Source organism: Pantoea sp. SYBGC1, from assembly GCF_057197005.1.
Genome location: NZ_JBXUNM010000005.1, coordinates 154,383 through 172,415 on the forward strand (window position 1 = coordinate 154,383; position 18,033 = coordinate 172,415).

General features: G+C 53.0%; 14 protein-coding genes. 8 read left to right on the plus strand and 6 right to left on the minus strand.

Annotation, left to right across the window (positions count from 1 at the left end; translation table 11 throughout):
* The first annotated feature begins 309 nt into the window (after positions 1-309).
* A complete protein-coding gene (locus tag AC2CF9_RS11290; protein WP_484557023.1) occupies positions 310-1,332 on the plus strand; it encodes a RepB family plasmid replication initiator protein in 1,023 nt (340 codons plus the stop codon).
* 608 nt (positions 1,333-1,940) lie between these two features.
* Here AC2CF9_RS11290 and AC2CF9_RS11295 read toward each other — a convergent pair.
* Complete coding sequence (locus tag AC2CF9_RS11295) at positions 1,941-2,795, minus strand: LysR family transcriptional regulator (RefSeq protein ID WP_484557024.1); 855 nt, start codon at positions 2,793-2,795, stop codon at positions 1,941-1,943.
* Positions 2,796-2,899: 104 nt separating this feature from the next.
* Between AC2CF9_RS11295 and AC2CF9_RS11300 the strand changes: the two genes are divergently transcribed.
* Positions 2,900-3,814 (plus strand): DMT family transporter, encoded by a 915-nt coding sequence (locus AC2CF9_RS11300; protein ID WP_484557025.1) that lies wholly within the window; start codon positions 2,900-2,902, stop codon positions 3,812-3,814.
* Between the two features lie 472 nt (positions 3,815-4,286).
* Here the strand turns inward: AC2CF9_RS11300 and AC2CF9_RS11305 are convergent, their stop codons facing one another.
* Both AC2CF9_RS11305 and AC2CF9_RS11310 read right to left on the minus strand, forming a co-directional pair.
* The gene (locus AC2CF9_RS11305) at positions 4,287-4,853 is read right to left on the minus strand and encodes a JAB domain-containing protein (RefSeq protein ID WP_484557026.1); all 567 of its coding nucleotides are present in this window, start codon (positions 4,851-4,853) and stop codon (positions 4,287-4,289) included.
* 840 nt (positions 4,854-5,693) lie between these two features.
* Positions 5,694-6,095 (minus strand): helix-turn-helix domain-containing protein, encoded by a 402-nt coding sequence (locus tag AC2CF9_RS11310; RefSeq protein WP_484557027.1) that lies wholly within the window; start codon positions 6,093-6,095, stop codon positions 5,694-5,696.
* A 74-nt stretch (positions 6,096-6,169) separates the two neighbouring features.
* On the opposite strand from AC2CF9_RS11310, the gene AC2CF9_RS11315 reads away from it, so the two are divergent.
* Positions 6,170-6,670: a DUF2938 family protein gene (locus AC2CF9_RS11315; RefSeq protein ID WP_484557028.1), complete on the plus strand. Its 501-nt coding sequence runs from the start codon at positions 6,170-6,172 to the stop codon at positions 6,668-6,670.
* Positions 6,671-6,733: 63 nt separating this feature from the next.
* Here the strand turns inward: AC2CF9_RS11315 and AC2CF9_RS11320 are convergent, their stop codons facing one another.
* Entirely contained in the window at positions 6,734-7,162 is a 429-nt protein-coding gene (locus tag AC2CF9_RS11320; RefSeq protein ID WP_484557029.1) for a GFA family protein, read from the minus strand.
* A gap of 462 nt (positions 7,163-7,624) precedes the next feature.
* Here AC2CF9_RS11320 and AC2CF9_RS11325 point away from each other — a divergent pair, with 462 nt between their 5' ends.
* The 4 genes from AC2CF9_RS11325 to AC2CF9_RS11340 all read left to right on the plus strand — a co-directional run bounded on the left by AC2CF9_RS11325 (position 7,625) and on the right by AC2CF9_RS11340 (position 14,965).
* Complete coding sequence (locus tag AC2CF9_RS11325) at positions 7,625-8,212, plus strand: TetR/AcrR family transcriptional regulator (RefSeq protein WP_484557030.1); 588 nt, start codon at positions 7,625-7,627, stop codon at positions 8,210-8,212.
* On the plus strand, positions 8,209-9,135 hold the full coding sequence (locus tag AC2CF9_RS11330) for a DMT family transporter (RefSeq protein WP_484557093.1): 927 nt from the start codon (positions 8,209-8,211) through the stop codon (positions 9,133-9,135). Before AC2CF9_RS11325 ends, AC2CF9_RS11330 begins: the two co-directional genes overlap by 4 nt.
* A gap of 1,058 nt (positions 9,136-10,193) precedes the next feature.
* Positions 10,194-12,509: an ATP-binding protein gene (locus AC2CF9_RS11335; protein ID WP_484557031.1), complete on the plus strand. Its 2,316-nt coding sequence runs from the start codon at positions 10,194-10,196 to the stop codon at positions 12,507-12,509.
* A gap of 140 nt (positions 12,510-12,649) precedes the next feature.
* A complete protein-coding gene (locus tag AC2CF9_RS11340) occupies positions 12,650-14,965 on the plus strand; it encodes an ATP-binding protein (protein WP_484557032.1) in 2,316 nt (771 codons plus the stop codon).
* On the opposite strand, the gene AC2CF9_RS11345 is transcribed toward AC2CF9_RS11340, so the two are convergent.
* Positions 14,931-15,635 carry a response regulator gene (locus AC2CF9_RS11345; RefSeq protein ID WP_484557033.1) on the minus strand — a complete coding sequence of 235 codons (705 nt, stop codon included), beginning with the start codon at positions 15,633-15,635 and terminating at the stop codon, positions 14,931-14,933. The genes AC2CF9_RS11340 and AC2CF9_RS11345 overlap by 35 nt on opposite strands.
* Before the next feature lie 361 nt (positions 15,636-15,996).
* Between AC2CF9_RS11345 and AC2CF9_RS11350 the strand changes: the two genes are divergently transcribed.
* The gene (locus AC2CF9_RS11350; protein WP_484557034.1) at positions 15,997-16,398 is read left to right on the plus strand and encodes a helix-turn-helix domain-containing protein; all 402 of its coding nucleotides are present in this window, start codon (positions 15,997-15,999) and stop codon (positions 16,396-16,398) included.
* Between the two features lie 414 nt (positions 16,399-16,812).
* Here AC2CF9_RS11350 and AC2CF9_RS11355 read toward each other — a convergent pair whose 3' ends face one another.
* Positions 16,813-18,024, minus strand: coding sequence for a hypothetical protein (locus AC2CF9_RS11355; RefSeq protein WP_484557035.1), 1,212 nt, complete (start codon positions 18,022-18,024; stop codon positions 16,813-16,815).
* Positions 18,025-18,033 lie beyond the last annotated feature (9 nt).

Here is an 18,033-nt window from a genome sequence, read left to right on the forward strand (position 1 = left end):
TGCGTAATCCTGTCATCATACAAGCTAAACAGTCACTTACCGCGTTTATCCCTGTTTTCCACCAGCTCGATCCCATAATAAGATCCCTATAGAGATCCTCTAAGATCCCAAAGAGATCCCCGATCCTCTGCAGGCCGCGTCAGCTCTGCCCTGAAAGGGTGTCGCCATTGACTGTGGTATGCAACATCATGACTGAGGTATGTACTGCCATTAACTGTGGCATGCAAGTACCTTGACTACGGTATGGGTTTACCTTGACTACGGTATGCAGGTAGACTCACTGTCTGTAAACAATTGCTGGCAGGCAAAATGGCAAAGAAATCCAGTCCGTTACCGCTAAATCTCGAAGAAACCAACAAGTCCACGGGCGAGATCGTTTCACTGGATATCAACAAATCCAGCACGGTGCAGCCAGTCCCGCTGATGCGTTTGGGACTTTTCGTTCCCACGTTGAAATCAACGAGTCGCAGCAAAACCAACCGTAAAAGCGTCACCGATGCCACCGAAGAACTGGTGCAGTTGTCTATCGCGAAAAGTGAGGGATACAACGACGTCAAAATCACCGGCTCGCGTCTGGACATGGATACCGATTTCAAAGTCTGGCTGGGTATTGTGCGTTCCATGGCTGAACACGGCGTAAAAAACAGCGCGCTTAAACTCACCTTTGTTGAGTTCATGAAAATGTGCGGGTTCGACAGCCGGCGCTCTAATCAGAAAATGCGCGATCGTATCAGCAATTCCCTGTTCAAACTGGCGTCTGTTACGTTGAAGTTCCAGAACGAGACCAAGGGCTGGGTGACGCATCTGGTAAAGTCTGCCTCCTATGATGTGGTGGAGAACCTTGTCGAGATTGAGGCAGAGCCGAAGCTGTTTGAACTTTACGACATGGACAGGCGCGTGCTGCTGCGGCTAAAAGCCATCGATGCCCTGCCCCGCAAAGAGTCGGCTCAGGCACTCTACACGTTTATTGAAAGTTTGCCGCAAAACCCTGCCCCTATCTCCATGAAGCGGCTACGGGATCGGCTGAACCTGACCTCCAGCGTCTATACCCAGAATCACACGGTCAGAAAAGCCATGGAGCAGCTCAAAGAGATTGGCTATCTGGATTACACCGAGATCAAACGCGGTAACGCAGTCTATTTTGTGGTTCACCACCGCAACCCTAAACTTATTCAGCGCGCCAGATTGTCAAAGCGCGACGAAGAAGCGTTAACAGATACGCCAGCGCCCACCGCAACGGATGAGAATTATGATGAGGTGATTAAAGCGCTGAAAACAGCCGGTATTGATCCAGTCAAACTGGCTGAAGCCCTGGCAAAATCAAAGACCTGACATCAGCTTTCTCTAAAAATTGACTGCGGTATGCAATATTGACTGCGGTATGCATAGACCCCAGTGCCAGGCAGACCTGCCCTGAACGGATTATCCCTCTCCGCGTTTCTTTACTGCGGTATGCAGCGGGTATCAGTGAGGCTGCTTTCTTGACTGCGGTATGCGGAGAACGGCAAAACGCTCCTGTATATTGACTGCGGTATGCATATTACGTTAACCGTACCCTGCATCTTGACTGCGGTATGTAATGGTTACGTACCGCAGTCAAGATGCAGACATACTCTGATGCTGTGCTCTATCGTATTATGCAGCCCTGCCTGATGGGGCCGTTTAATTGGAGCAGGTCTTAGCGAAATATTCGCCTGCGCCGCGGCAGGCCACCTGTCAGTACGCTTGTCGGTATCAATCAGCTGAATTTTCTTTTTTACTCACTGCGTTTTAAAGAACAGGACATTACGTAGCCGTTTCCGGGATCATGCAGGGAAGGTTCGCGCTGTGTGCTGAAAAGCAATCGCCTGCCCTGCCTGAATGTTCAAACAGATCAACACTCTTTGAAGAGCGCATGACAGAAACGGCCTTATCAGGCATTGATCGCACACCCACAGATTTTACAGGCGGAAGAACTGCTGAATGGCACGAGTAAGTAGTGCCACGGCTTCATTCTTACCGGCGGTGTCGCTGCGTAACAGCAGAATGTGGTGGTCAGGAATGGCAGGCAGACCATCGAGGATCTGCATGCGCTCAGTGACCTTTGCCCGATCGATAACGCTCACGGCCAGACCGGCTTCCACGCAGGCATGAACCGCCTGACTGGAATGGCTCTCCAGGATAATGCGCGCGTCCCGTCCATCTGCCTCAAGTGCCGTGGTCATGGCTTTGCGATACACGCAGGGCGCATCGTAAACGGCGAGCGGCAGTGGATTGCACACAGTCAGATTGGCGTTAACCGGACCGGCCCAGACCGGGGTGGTGGTCATGAGCAACACGGCACCTGGAATGACCACTTCATGCGGTTGTACCACCACCGCCATATCCAGCTTGCCGCGCGCCACCTCTTCTTTAAGCATGTCGCTGGTGCCCATTTTCAGCGCCAGTACCACGTTTGGCCAGGCGGCTGAAAACACGGGCAGAATCTCTCTGATGATCCGGGCGGCGTATTCGTCAGGCACGCCCAGCGTAAGTCGGCCGGCAAGACGGGTGCCCTGCAGCTCGGCCAGTGCTCTGTCGTGCGCGCGTAATAACTCAGCCGTTGAGGCCAGCAGGCGTTTGCCGAGCGTCGTGAGGGCCACAGACTGGTTATCGCGGTGCAGTAACCGGCCGCCCGCCACCGCTTCAAGCCGTTGAATGTGCGTGCTGACCGCGGCGGGACTTTTATAAAGGTGTTCTGCTGCCGCGCTAAATTTGCCGGTTCTTACCACAGTGTGGAATGTGCGTAACAGCTCAATGGGAAGCGTATCGGGCATGATTTCGTTTTCCTGAATCACTGCTGCAGGTTATTTTGATTTACCAGATTACACCTGCCGGGTAGCCTTTGGAAATGTGCTCAGGCTTCTTACCAGGAAAAATCATGCGTGCTCACTGGCTTTACGTTCTTCCGTTGCCGCTGCTTGAAGCGGGATTACTGGTCTCCTGGAGTTCAGGCTTTGTTGGCGCCCGCTTTGCGATTGATTATGCGCCTGCGCTGCTGGTGGTGTTCTGGCGCTTCGCTGTGCTGACGCTGTTGCTGCTGCCTTTTGTCTGTAAAACGCTGGTAAACACACCATTCAATACGCTGCTCATTCATGCCGGGATTGGCCTGCTGGCCATGGCGGGCTATATGGCCGGTGTCATACTGGGTATCGCGCTGGGCGTACCCGCCGGGCTCGCGGCCCTGTTCGCGGATCTGCTGCCGGTGGGAATGGCGTTGCTCTCAGCGCTGTTTCTGGGCGAGCGTATTGCCTGCAGGGTCTGGCTGGGGCTGTTCGTGGGATTAGCGGGCATGCTGTGGGTGATGCACAGCGTGCTGAGCGTAGGTAATGCGCCTCTGTGGGCCTATGGATTGCCCGTCGCCGGCATGCTCTCGCTTGCCGTGGCCACCCTGTGGCAGAAGCGCATCCCGGCTAAGCACGCCATGCCGCTGCTGCCCGGCCTCTGGGTTCAATGCTGCGTGGCCAGTGTGGTCTTTGCGCTTGCCGGCGGCAGCCAGGGCAGTCTGGTTCCCCTGCCCTCCGCAGGTTTCATGCTGAGCGTATTGTGGACGGCAACTCTGCCCACCTTCGGGGGATATGGTCTCTACTGGCTCTGCCTGCGCCGCAGTTCTGCCACGCGCGTGTCCACGGTGCTCTATCTGAGCCCGCCGCTGACAATGCTCTGGGCTTGGGCGATGTTTAACGAGCCGCTCTCCTGGCACCTGGCTGCGGGCATGGCCGTTTCCTTAGTAGGTATCTGGTTGGTGTCACGCGCAGAAAATCATACCCTGCAACATGAAACAGAGAGTGCTTAACTGAATTGAATGTCTGCTAACGCCCTTTCACCCCGGGCAGAGCCTGCTAGCGTCTCATGCATCTTGAAACGGACATTGAGCGAGCCGATTTATCTGTTCAAAAACCAAACGAGTTTGTCTGATGCCTCAGTGACAGGTTAGCAAAACAGGACTCAAAACCGGGATATTGAAAAAGATGAAATTAAAGCTGTTAAAGCGGATAAAAACTGGCAGGCGATGCTGATACGCAAAAGGCGAAAGCCGATGCCGTTAAAAGACGCACGAGCGTGGATGCACAGGCAGGAAGTAATCAGTATGCAATGCCTCGTCGTTGCAGAGCTGGTGTCCCCCCTGAAACAGGTTTTCTGTCTGCATGCATTCTACTTGTGCACTTTTCGGCACGCTTTGACGGGTTTTGCAGTCAACAGACAGACACAAACACCATGGTATCTGCTGTTAAGCCTGCGGGGCAGCCCTGCCCCGCGTAAAGGCCTCACAGCCCGCCCAGCCCGCGCTCGGCCAGCGACGTGGTGGTGTGACCCGCCACAATAATGTGATCGATCACCCGGATGTCCACCAGCGCCAGCGCCTGTTTAAGGCGAAGCGTGATGTCGATATCCGCGCGCGACGGCTCAGGCGTAAAAGAGGGGTGGTTGTGACTCAGTATCACCGCCGCGGCATTATGCAGCAGCGCCTGACGCGCCACCTCGCGGGGGGAGACCTCTGTTGAGGCCAGCGTGCCGCGAAACATCTCCTCGCAGGCCAGCAGCTGATGCTGATTATTCAGAAACGCCACCATAAACACCTCGCGCGCATACCCGGCCAGCTTATGACGAAAATAGGTCGCGGACGCCGCAGAGGATGTGAATTTGGTTCCCACGGGATAACGGTAATCAATGGCCAGCGCCGCTTCCGCCAGCACCTGGCTGTCGGTTGCCATGACATAGTTACCCTGCGGGTCACGCGCGTAGAGCCGGCTGAAAAAGCGCAGACGAGAGGTGTTTTCGCATGATGATTCTTCAGATTCCCGAGCCGGGGTGTTGGGGTGTTGCTGTGACATGTTATGTCTCCTGCTGTGCATATGATGTTTCTCCGAGTTCCGTCGCCGTGCGACAGAAACCGGCACGCAGGTAAGCGCCAGCAAGGGAAACGGCAAGGCCGCAGCCCAACGGGACCGGGCGCAGACGTTTAGCATGCGGCCCTTGCGCCGCGCGGCCCGCGTGGCAGGTTTGTGCACGGCGAACGAAGTCGGAGAATCAGCACGCAGGAGATGAACAGGGCACAGCCCCGGACGGTGGCCTCGCACCGTCCGGTCCTCAGCGGCGGCGTACGCGCCGCCAGTGCAGGCGCCGGCCCCAGCCGGCTGCAGAATTAAGGCTGAAAGTGAAATTTATCGGCCACGGTGCCACTGGAGTCTGATTAAGCCAGACGCGTTTGCTGAAAAACGACGCCCGGGCAACCGGGTCACCCCTTAGTCCCTGGGCCAGCTGGCTGTTCGGTGTGGTCTGCAGGCTGAAAGAGGTAATACTATTGCGAGAGTGTCATGTCTGATTCTTATTCCTGACGGAGATCCGCATGAGACCAATCTGCTTATGCCAGAACAAGCCAGCCTGTGACGCCCGGCGTTTATGCTGGTTATGCCATTTAGCGTATGAAGCTGCTGTTCAGCAAACCGGGGCGACATCACCCTTGCAGGCCGTCTGTTTAACAGCGCACTGACAGACCCCTCTCTGCCGTCGGATGGATGGTATGCCTCTGCATTGGTAACCGGTATACGTTTTAACCTTGTGACAACCATAGCAATCGGTCTGCGGCTGCGCTTTATGGCAAAACCACGTGCACGCGTCTTGAAGTGCGCAGCGACCACTGAACAAGGCCGCAAACAAAAAATCGCTTGCGCTCACGGCCTGAAAAGCCGCAAGCCTCTGGCCATCATCTGTTTAAACTGATCACATTCTGTCTGCTCAGGTGCGGTGCACCGGGCAACATGCCTGAGACCCCTGCTTAGCAGCTGCAACCGCTGAATGGCGCTGTCTATGTGATGGGCCTGTTGCTCAAGGCGGGTATGGTCAATGGCCGTGCGGCCATCTTTATTTAACATCGTCGCAATCTCATTGAGCGTAAATCCCGCCACCTGCCCCATTGCGATAAGATCAAGCGTGCGGAGCACGCTTTCAGCGTACTGTCTTCTCAGACCACGGCGACCAATTGGACGAATTAATCCTTTCTTTTCATAAAACCGCAACGTTGAGGCTGGCACACCGGCCCGCTTCGCTACGTCTCCTATATCCAGTTCTTTCATAGTTGACTTGAACCTGAGATGAAGTTGCACACTGCACAGCAGCTTACCATCTTTGATTAATGAGGCTCTGAGAAATGAATTTAGAGATCGTCGCTCAGGCGACCGTAGCCGGTATCGGTGCAACGCTTACGATGGACATCTGGTCGCTGTGCCAGCGGTACCTGTTCAAGGTGCCGCCGCTGCAGTATGCACTGGTGGGCCGCTTGTTTTTAGGGCTATTACGGGGAAAAGTCATACACAACACCATTTTGACAACCCCTCCAATACAAGGAGAAGGACTTGCCGGCTGGGTCATTCATTATCTCACGGGCATCGCGTTTGCCTGCATACCCGTTGTACTGACAGGGACGAGCTGGTATCACGAGCCTGAAGTATTCACGGCGGTGTTGACCGCTTTCCTGACGCTGCTTGCACCGTTTATGATTCTTCAACCTGCGTTGGGTTTTGGCATCGCGGCAGCACGCACCCCGCACCCCTGGCGGGCGCGCCTCTTTAGTGCCTTGTCGCATCTGGCGTATGGGTGCGGGCTTTACATCACGGCGCTCGCGTGGGTTCACTGTGCGCACTTAAGTTAAATGGAAAACGCGGGTGTGTTGCAGACCTCACCGCAGGCCGAAGCATCGGTCAGCGGTATATTTTCAGGGGGCTACTTGCAGGCTCTTTAAAAGAGAGGCCAGCGAGTCTACCGGGCCTGCGTGCTGCTGGTCTGAACGGGTCTTATCCCAGGGCATGGCATCGTCGAGGCAGAAGTCGCCTGCACATGTCATGGCTGTCTTTTCGTTCAGCAAGCCTACCGGGATCCAGACATAAGGCATGTCGCGCAGAAGGTTCGGCACGGTTGAGCCGCATACCGTACAAAAGTCAGTGCGGTAGCCCGTGGGCCTGGACCATGAGGCAATACACGTTTCTCCTTTCACCCAACGAAACGCATGGCTGTTCACGATGGTCGCGAGATTGTAACCGGTGCCGCTCTGTTTACGGCAAAGCGAGCAATGGCAGCGATAAAAACGTGCCGGGTCAACGGTGAGTTCAAATTCCACTGTGCCACACAGGCAGGATCCATACATTTATCATTTTCTCACTGCTGATTGAAGGACTACACATAATCATCTCTCGGGCATCCAGACAGGCTTCCGATGAGCTCAGTTCACGCGGTTTACGCTGACTGCTATTGATTATTCGCTTACGGCCAACCGCTTTATAGCATAAGCGGACGTGTATCTGCGGAGTTCATGCTGAACATAGAGACTTAGGTACAAAGACAGAATCCATGCAGAACAGGGCTGCTGCAAAATATGCTTACCCTGTATCAAACGCCCCTATCCTCTTTTTATCGGGATTGCCGGTATGCAATTTAACCTCGTACACCCGGCTACATCGTTTGTCTCTGTACCCTCTCCTGCCGGCGATCGGCCCCCCTGTAGCTGACTCCTCTTGCAGGTTCTTTTGTGACAAATAAAGAGGTGATTTGATCAATCTCTTAAAGTAGGTAGACTGGTCTACCTACTCACCCGTCAAAGAGGCTGAACATGACAGCGTTATCTGCAGACTCTGAAACCGCCTATGAAAAACTGCTCGGTGCAGCGCGCGTGCTTTTTTACAACCATGGCATCAACGGCACGGGCATTGACGCCATTGTAAAAAGAGCCGGTGTGGCGAAAAAAAGCCTCTACAACAACTTTGCCTCTAAAGATGAACTGGTAGCGGCCTATCTCCGGGTTCGCCATGACGAATGGCTCTTGTTGTATAAAAACCGACTGGACAGCGCCACAACGCCCCGGGAGCGAGTAATGGCGGTGTTTGCGGCTTACGAAGATCACGCGGAATATGCCTATGAGAACGGTTTTCGCGGCTGCGGCCTCCTGAATGCGGCGGCAGAGCTGCCCGCCGGGGCACCGGGACGGCAGGCTGTGCGCGAGCATAAAGAAGAGGTGGAGGCGATACTGACTGCGCACCTGACGGAACTCCTGCACGGAGAGGCTGACCGCGCACGCGATATGGCACGGCATTTTGCTTTTCTGCTGGAAGGCAGCATGTCACGCGCCGGGCTTGAAGGGAACAGCGGCTGCGTGACGCAGGCCGGTAACATGGCCAGACAGATGATGGAGGGGTACTGATGCGTTCTGGACAACGCCCTGGCGGCATAGCGGGTGTGCTGGTCGCCGCCGTTCTCTGGGGAACCACTGGCACTGCCGCGACCTATGCCCCGGGCCTGAGCCCGCTGGCCGTGGGCGCGGTAGCCATGGGCGTGGGGGGATTGCTGCAGGGGCTTATCGCAGCCACCGCGATACTTTGCCAGCGCGTTCTGATACGTCAGAACCGGCACGTTCTGCTCACCGGCGCGGTGGCCGTGGCGATTTACCCGCTCGCGTTTTATGCTTCCATGCACTCTGCCGGCGTGACGGTAGGTACCGTGATTTCTATCGGCTCTGCCCCGATTCTGTCCGCCCTGATTGAATACCGCCTTGATGGGCTTCGCCTGACCCGACAGTGGATGTGGGGTGCCGCCGTGGGGGTCACAGGCATGGGGTTGCTCTGTCTTGCCGAAAGCAATGGAAGCAGTACCGCTCATCCCCATGCCCTGGCCGGTATCGTTCTGGGCCTGCTGGCCGGTTTTACCTATGCTTTTTATTCGTGGTCAGCACGGCGACTCATGCAGGCCGGTATAGCCTCCCGTGCCGCGATGGGCGTGACCTTTGGTGCTGGCGGTCTGTTGCTTATGCCTGTGCTCCTGATAACAGGCGCCCCCCTACTGACGGCCTGGAATAACGCTGCGGTGGGTCTGTATATGGCACTGGTGCCGATGTTTCTGGGCTATCTCTGCTATGGCTACGGGCTGGCGCGCATTCCGGCCAGTATGGCCACCACCCTCACGCTTCTGGAGCCGGTTGTTGCTGCGCTGCTGGCCGTTCTGCTTGTCGGTGAAAGGCTCCCACCTTGGGGATGGGCAGGCGTGGGCCTGATCGTTGCATGTCTGGGTATTATCACGGTGCCAACTGAAAAGCGCACGTTCAGCCTGCGTCGGCAACGCAACGAGTGATATTGCCGACAGGAGAAAACCCTGACAACACACTTTTTCTTGTCGGCTTGCGGTGCAGGCATGGGCTGCAAAGCGTGAAATCTTATCGCTGGCCTGACAACCAACGTAACCCCCTAGGCGAGCCTGAGATGATTATTGGTCAGACGCAATCCCTTAAATGTCACTTGCGAGAGAGTCTGTATACCGGCGCTCTGAGAATATGCCCGGTGATCCTTATCTCCCGTTCGAAAGAACAAAACCGGTCAGGGCATTGCGCCGCCGATCTGGATTGAAAAATAATTCTGATCGGCAGCGCTACGTCTGCGGATTTTCAAGCGGCAGGCTGCACTAAGCACTTCATCGGATGCGGTTCTGTCACACAGCGACCGCTACGTGGCCGGGGTCTGACATTTCAGCTGCCGGGCGTGATAAACAGAACGTGATTCAGGAAACAAATTTACCAGGTGTGGATAAAGGCACGCAAATTTTCTACGCGCTTGTAACTTTCCTGCATCCAACAACCTAGAGCGCACGCAAAACGTTAGTGTAGCATTGCTGCGAAGCCCGAAAACTAGGGGAGCGTGCCCCTATTCGGTCATTAGTGAATCCCTCCATGTCACACGCACTGCCCCATAAACTTACGAAAAACAGTTTAAGAAATGCAGGCACTTTTTAAGCTGGCAATTCAGGCGAAGAAAAAGATAGCAACTGGCACAGGCGTGTCTCTCGAATAAGTTTATGGGAGGTTACAGGCCGCAAGAAACCAAACGCAGGGTGTTGAGTGCCAAAGCAGTATCAGGTTTTAATCGCGTCGCTGGCAGAGCAGTGGCATACGTAAATTTTTACCAGATTCACTTAACAGATTACACATCACAAAATAAACACTGAACGCAGGTTGAAGTGCATCATATAAACCGGATGTTTATACCTGTATTTCAGCAAAGGAAGATTAAGTTAACCTGATTGTGTAGTAATAACCATGAAGCAGGCCATACGGCTTGGCAGCCAAGGGTGGTTTATTGGTTTATGATGAAAAGACTGTCAGATCCTAAACAGGCTCACGAATCGGGAACCCTACTTTGCTGAAACAGCTTATTGCCGTAGTCATAATGGGCATGCCCTTTGTTGCGTACTGTACGCCTGTATCTTCTGCTCTGTTTACGCCAGCAGAACGCGCCTGGATTGAGGCACATCCTGCGGTTACTTATACCGTAAGTGAGCGCTGGCCGCAGGAATTTGAGGAAAAGGGTGTCCATAAAGGACTCAGCCGGGCTGTTCTGGACGATATAGCACGACGAACGGGTCTGACATTTGTCTATGTTTCCCCGACTGAAGCTATGTTACAGCGTCCGATGCTTATCTCGGCGGTCAACCGTGACCTGCTCACAACGGAAGAGCGTGGCAAATGGCTGATGAGTTCAGCGTGGGCTAACACCATGCCCATGATTGTTGGAAAAAACAGTACTGTACGTATTCGCACCCTGGAACAGCTCAAAGGCCAGTCACTGGCCATTGCGGCTGGATCGGATTATGAGCCGTGGCTGAAGCATCATTATCCTGACATCAGGCTGCAGGTTGAGCCTGATATCAATGCGGCACTCGATGCTGTCAGGGTCGGAAACAGCGCAGCTGCCATTGGCTCCGGTCTGGTTATATTGCCTATACTTCAGCGTCACTATCTTCATAAGCTTGCCATTATTGCCCAAGTGCCCGAGATGGCCAGCGGCATCAGCATGGCTGTCGAACCTACCAGTCCTGAACTACTTAGCATCCTTGATAAGACGATGGAAACAGTCACAGCAAAGGAGGCACAGCAAATATTTGCCAGATGGGTAGGTATTGTTGACATCGGTACGCCAGGGATCGCCCTTGTGCTTTATTACTACCGTTATGAAGCTGCAATTTTCAGTATCATGCTAGTGCTGTTGTTTGCCGCGCTTTTTACAGCCATACGCGCAAGTCGCAGGGCAAGACGCAGTGAGCAGCATAAAAGTGATTTTCTCGCTGTTATGAGCCACGAAATACGTACGCCGATGAATGCTATTGTTGCAGCGCTCGAGCTTATGCAGAAAGAAACGTTGCCGACACCCCAGCATGCCTATAACAATCTGGCGCATTCGTCAGCGCTAAACTTACTGGAGCTGCTCAACACTCTCCTTGATAATGAAAAGCTTGAACAGGTTGATTTTATCCTGTCTGCTGAACCACTCAGGCTGGCGGATCTGCTGAAGGCAGTCTGTGACAGTCAGCGTCTGGCGGCTGAAGCAAAAACTCTCCGGCTTGAATTAACCTTTTCTCCTGAGTTCAGCACACGCTGGATAGAAGCAGATGCGTTGCGGTTGCGTCAGATCCTAACAAATCTGATTTCGAATGCCATAAAGTTTACGCAACAGGGTGGCGTAAGCGTTCATGCGGTTGCCGAAATGTCAGATGACAGAATATGCGGTCTGGAAATTGAGATCAGAGACTCCGGAACTGGCATGACAACGGATTTTCAGCAGCGGCTGTTTACCGCGTGGTCCAGAGGAGACCATCCGGCCAGCGGAAGCGGACTGGGACTCTTCCTTTGCCGCAGACTGACGTCGCTTATGAAAGGATCGATGACGCTGAACAGCAGCACAGAGCAGGGAACGACTGTGACGATCGTTTTGCCGGTTGAAGAATGTCCCGCCCCGCTACTTCCGGATGCGTCTGAGCTGGCGCAGATTTCTTATCAATATTCTGCCGCCGTGCTCTTGGTTGAAGATCATCCGGCTAACCTAAGGCTCATGACGGATCAGTTTCAGGCACTGGGCTGTCATGTCAGCCCGGTGGACAGCGCTGAGTGTGCGATGGCTCAGCTCAGGGATGAGAACTATTACGATATCATCTTCCTTGACTGCGGGCTTCCGGACATGGACGGTTACACGCTAGCCAGGCATATCCGGGAGTTTGAGCGGCAGGATGAGCGCGAAGAGACGCCGCTTATTGCCATTTCGGCGCTTTCCGGTCAGATTCATGAAGATAAGTGCTTCTCCAGCGGTATGAATGCAGTAATGACTAAGCCGGTTCGGATGTCACATTTAACCGACCTGCTGGCCGAATGGTGTCCTGCCTGTCAAGTTTCATTTTCACCCGTAAACCCTGTTGCACCGGTAGTGACGTCTGACGTTAATCGTGCTCTGCAGGATGACCTGTCGGCATTTATAAAAGCTATGGCAGACCGCGACCTGCGTTATATGGTCCATCATCTCCATCGTCTGAAGGGCGCAGCCCTTATGTATGAACTTGACGCACTGTCTCTTTACGCAGGGTCACTTGAGGATGCGCTCAGAAACGGGCTGCCTGAAACTGACTGGCACCAGTCTGAGTGGATATCCTGTCTGGAAGGGTTGATCTCTTCGCCTGCTGCCTGAGTGCAAAATCGTAAAGGTTGAGAGTGGTCTTGTAGCCGTAAGCACCCGTCACTTGTTCAAATAACCGTCTTTGAGGTAACGCTGATAGGCGGGTAAAGACCTGTCGGCGATACCTGACTTCTGAGCAGGCTGTCACGGTTATGTTAAGATCTTTTATTCTGTGGGCTTTATGTATTCTTCTGCTGTCCCATGAGGCTGCGGCCTCGGCATCATTGCGCCTGACTTCGGACGAGATCAGCTGGATCAAGAGCCACCGCCAGGTGAGCTACGCCTATATGCCAGTCTGGCCTCTTGAATATGACGAGAACGGGCAACATCGTGGTCTGAGTCGCGCTTATCTGAATGCTATCGGGGAAGCAACCGGACTACGTTTCATTCCGGCGCGTACAGGTGAACTTCCGCAGTTATATACCAACCTGGTTCCGGCACTGATGCCAGCTTCAGTACACAAAATTTGGTCGATATCACAGCGCTGGATGACCTCTAACACACTTATCGTTACTGGTCGTGATACCAGCAGCAGCCGCACGCTTGATCATCTTCAGGGAAAACGTGTGGCCGTGCTGGCCGGAACATGGCATGAGGCCTGGCTCAGGGAGCATTCTCCCGGCCTTATTCTGCAGCCCGTAACGGACGCGGATGAACTTTTCAGACGCGTTTACACGCTTGAAGCGGATGCCGGAATCGGTCCGGACCTGGTGCTGAGACCGCTGCTTCATCGGTCCTACTCACATAAGCTGGTCGTGGCAGGACAGATCCCCTCTATGGTTGCCGGTATTCATATGGGCATTGAAGCACATAATCCACTCCTTCTGGATATCGTGAACAAAGCGCTGTCAGCCATGCCGGCCCGGCAGGCAGATGCCATATATAATAACTGGGCTGGTGAGTTGCAGCTCGGTACCCCTTCCTTTGGCGTGATCTTTTCTCAGTACGCCGTCGAAATGGGTCTGTTCATTCTGCTTCTGTTAGCTCTGGTAATCCTGCTGTACAGATCAGTGATGATGAAAAGGCGAGCGGTTCATAGCGAACAGCGTACAAACCAGTTTCTGGCCATGATGAGTCATGAAATCCGGACACCGATGAATGCGCTTATTGCGGCCTTGGAACTTCTGCGGCTGCCGTGTCCGGAAGAGCGGCGAAAAGAATATGTTGAGCTGGCCTGCTCTTCTTCGGAAAACTTACTTACCCTCCTTAACAACATTCTCGATCATACCAAACTGTCACAAAATCAGATGCGGCTTGAGCAGAACTGCTTTTCGCTTTCCGCCACGCTCAACGCGCTGGTTGCAGCCTTTCAGCCGCTGGCCATTAGAAAAGGGCTGACCCTTGAGCTATCTGACTCGCTTGGCAATCAGGGAGGATGGATAATTTCGGATGAGTACCGCCTGCGGCAGGTTGTCGCCAATCTAATTTCAAACGCCATCAAGTTTACTGAAAACGGCGGAGTCCGGCTTAGTCTGTACTGGATGTCCGGGGAAGAAGCTGAAGGTCAGCTCTGTATTGACGTGGTGGATACCGGAATTGGCATCGCAAAGGAAAATCAGCACCGGCTTTTTGCAGCCTGGACGCAGGTTGACACTGCAACCACACGTCGCTACGACGGGAGTGGACTGGGTCTGTACATCAGTCATCAGCTCATCAGGCTGGCGGGCGGCACATTGCAGTGTTACAGTCAGCCCGGAGCAGGATCGACATTTCGTATACAGCTTCCTGCCAGACATTGTGTTCCTCCCAGCCCTGTCGCAGAGCCGTTCAGTCTTCCACGTTATGAACCGAACACCAGTATTCTTGTCGTTGAGGACCACCAGGCAAATCAGAGAATGCTGGGGGCCCAATTGGAACAGCTTGGCTGCCACTATGATATTGCGCCAGACGGCACGACAGCTTTGCGTCTGCTGGAAGAGGAGAACTACTACGACGTAATGCTGCTCGACTGTAATCTACCGGATATCGATGGCTATGAAGTTGCACGCAGGGTGCGTCAGATGGAAATCGAGCGGGAATTTGACCCGATGCCCGTGATTGCTGTTTCAGCGATGAGTGGAGAAGTCCATCAGAAACGCTGTCACGCATGCGGCATAGACGCATTGCTGACCAAACCAGTCTCCCTTAAAGCGCTTAGCCAGCTGTTGTCACGGTGGTGCAAAGTGACCAGAGAGGTGCAGTCAGTATTGCCCGTATCTTCTCCGCTCAGCGCTATTGAGCTTACCGCCTGTCTGACAGAAGACATCGAAGGTCTGCACCACGCAATAAGCAGCAGCAATACCCGGATGATGATCCATTATGCACATCGCATCAGGGGCGCTGCACTAGTATATGACTGCCCTGGCCTTGCGTCTCTGGCGGAAGAGATGGAGTCAAAGCTCAGAGAAGGGTATATTCCCGCACCAAGTGAAGGAACGCAGTGGCTTGCGAGACTTAGGGCTGAATTACCTTTAAAAGCTCACTCTTGATGAGATAAAGCTCATGGTCGGCTTTCAGTCCCAGCTTGCGCATGGCACGCTGCTTCTGACCACTGACAGTTTTAATACTGCGGTTAAATTTTTCCGCGATCTCGCCCACTTTCATTCCCGTAAGGAAACAGCGTATGACCTCCAGCTCTTTTGGCGATAGCGCCGTGAGAGAAATGGCTTCCTGTACGTTAGTTTCACTCAGATTCCCTCTGATAAGTTTATTGCCGTAAATCTGCTGATCTGAAAGCAGCTGCACCATTTCCGCTTCAATAAATACTTTTCCTTCACTGACGTCGGCCAGCGCCCTGTGTAAATCGTCAGACGGCCGGTTCTTACCAATAAAGCCGCTGGCTCCGGCCCGTAGTGCTGAGGCAACAGTAGCGGCATTATAATGCGCAGAGACAACCAGCAACGCTGTCTGTGGAAATGTGCGGCGCAGGATGCCTATCAGGTTAAGCCCGTCAGTATCAGAAGGTGACAGCTCGAAATCCATGACGGTGACATCCACCAATTCACTGCGCAGAAATTTTATTAAAGATTCACTTTCTGAAAATACTCCTCTGACGCTGACCGCACTGTCCTGATTGAGAATATCTTTCATACCATGCAGAACAACATAGTGATCGTCGAGAATGGCTATTGAAACGGGCCTTTTGTAGCGTGATTGCATAGTCGTTCTTCCGGAATTTTTGGTTAAAGCGGACAGGATTACACCGGATTTCTGACAACTTATCACGAGCTTCATAATTCTCCCTGAACCAGGAAAGCGGCGGATTAGTGTCTGATTACCGGCCAGGCCATATCCTCAGATTCTAGAACATCACAGAAATTTCTCATCATTATAGGCTGACAAGCCCTGATGCATATGAAAAATAAGAACAGATCCATCTCAGAGAATGAGGTTGCCCTTGTATGGTCAGACTTTTGCTCTGGTTCACTATTAAGAAAGAACTTCGTTACGGAGTCACATTCGGAAATTTTGAATGTAAAGAGTGAAAGAATCTTACATTTAATTGTGCACGGAGGATGTCGTGATAAAAAATGTCGTTATATTAGAGAGGCACCCGATTTATTCGACGGATATGAAAACAGTCATGAATTTGAACGCGGGATATTCTGTTGCGGCCTGCTGTCATTCTGCAGAGGCTCTGTTTGGCGTGCTGGAATGCCACAAAGCAGAAATCGCGGTCATCGACGGTGCACAGCCAGAAGATGAGAAAATTGTCATTAAGCTGATCTACCAGTATCCTGGGCTGAGTATGCTTGCAATAGGCGAGTGTGAATATCATAAAAAACTTGCATCAGAACTTTATCCGCTTGTGCAGGACTATTTCTGTAAGGCCCGAGAGGCAGAGAAGTTTATTTTTACACCCAACGAGATTAAAAAAGAAGAAATGCGTACCTGCGCAGTCGTCATGCGCCGGCAGGTATAGAGCCGGTCTATGACCTGGCGCAGGCAGCTGAGAGGACTACTGGCAGAGAGATGCTGGCTACCAAATACCTGCTTGCCGCCTATACCGTTACGCAGAGTGCCGGTAAAGTGCATCGCAGTATCAAAACCGTCAGCGGCCAGAAGCGTACCGCGACGGGAAAACTGCGCCTCCGGAGTATTTGCAGCATCTTCAGAATGACCGGCAGTTGCTGAGGGCTTCAGCAGGAACATTCAGCAGCCACAACCGTTTCCTGACGGAGCGGGAATTTACATATGTATCGTAACTGCTGTAGTGTCAGTTTAAAATCCATATAGAACACCGGCGCCACCTGGTTATTTTACATGGATTTTTCATGTGCTGCGAAATGCGCCAGCTCACTGTGCAGAAAGCGAATCTTTCATTCCTGACGGCGTGTCAGTTGAGATCACTTTCCATCATCAGGGTGACGTTACCTTTCCAGCTGGAACCCGGCTGCCTGACCATCTGCTCCACACCACTTCGCTTCACATTAAAATTCAGGGCTGAGCGCCTGTTAAGGATGATTTGGGGATTGGGACTGTCCACTATAATGCCTGCAGCACTGTTGTTCAGAGGAATATCCCGCATGGCGCGATTACCGCTCGTGAATCCGGGCAGCGTCATTAACACATCCAGCGGAACTTCCTCTGACGTCAGGGCGTTTTTTAACGCACAGCCCGACCCCTGATTATACTCACACAGCATTCTCACACGGATCCCCGTTGACGTGCTGAGCGTAAAAGGAACTTCTTTGCTCAGCCGGTCAGGAATACGGCCCCCGTTCTGCCACTCGGTCCATCCATTCGGAGGAGAAAGGATTACGCGCTCGCTGCCTGCCGGAAAAGCATAGAAAAATATGTGCTCAACTTTCGCTTTTATGCGGATACGAATTTCATTATCCGAGTAATTATCCGCGCCGAAGTCAGTATCCATCCCCTCACCAACAGTGTAAACCACCTCGCCCTCATAATCTCCGGACGGGATCTGAAGCGGATTTGACAGTTTAAGGTTGTAGCCCAGGCTGAAATTATTGATCAGAACGGTGCCGTGATAGTTTGAACTTGCATGCAGTTGTTTGTAACAAGTGACGGCCCTTTCAGGCAAGCCCCATCCGTGAGCGTAATAGTAGTCGTTTCCCACTCCGACCCGGCCTGAACAGCCACCCTCAGGATAAATGCCTGTCCTTGTCATTGCTCCGGATATTGATCCATCAGACTCCGCAGTGCGATGATGTGCTACGCCAAAAAAAGACCATCTGAAACTTCCCTGAATCCTTTTGCCGTTAGCTGTATTTACTAACGAAACCGATTTAACTGCTCCATCCAGAGTGAAGGATGTGTGATTTTTCTTCAGGTCAGATGATGAACTGTCGAATACTTTCGAGGCTGTCAAGCCCGGGATTAAAATGCTGAAGTCACCCGGTTCACAATATGCAGGGTGCTGGCTACAAAACCCGCTGACCGGTGTGGTATTAATGAACTCATTATGTCCGGGCCGCGTGACGTCTGGCTTAAATTCTGTCGTAATATCCAGCACTGCCGCCTGTGAGGCCAGCGCGATGGTGGCTGAAGCAAGCCCGCTCAGCAAGGTTAAAAGATTCGTTTTCATAATATTTTT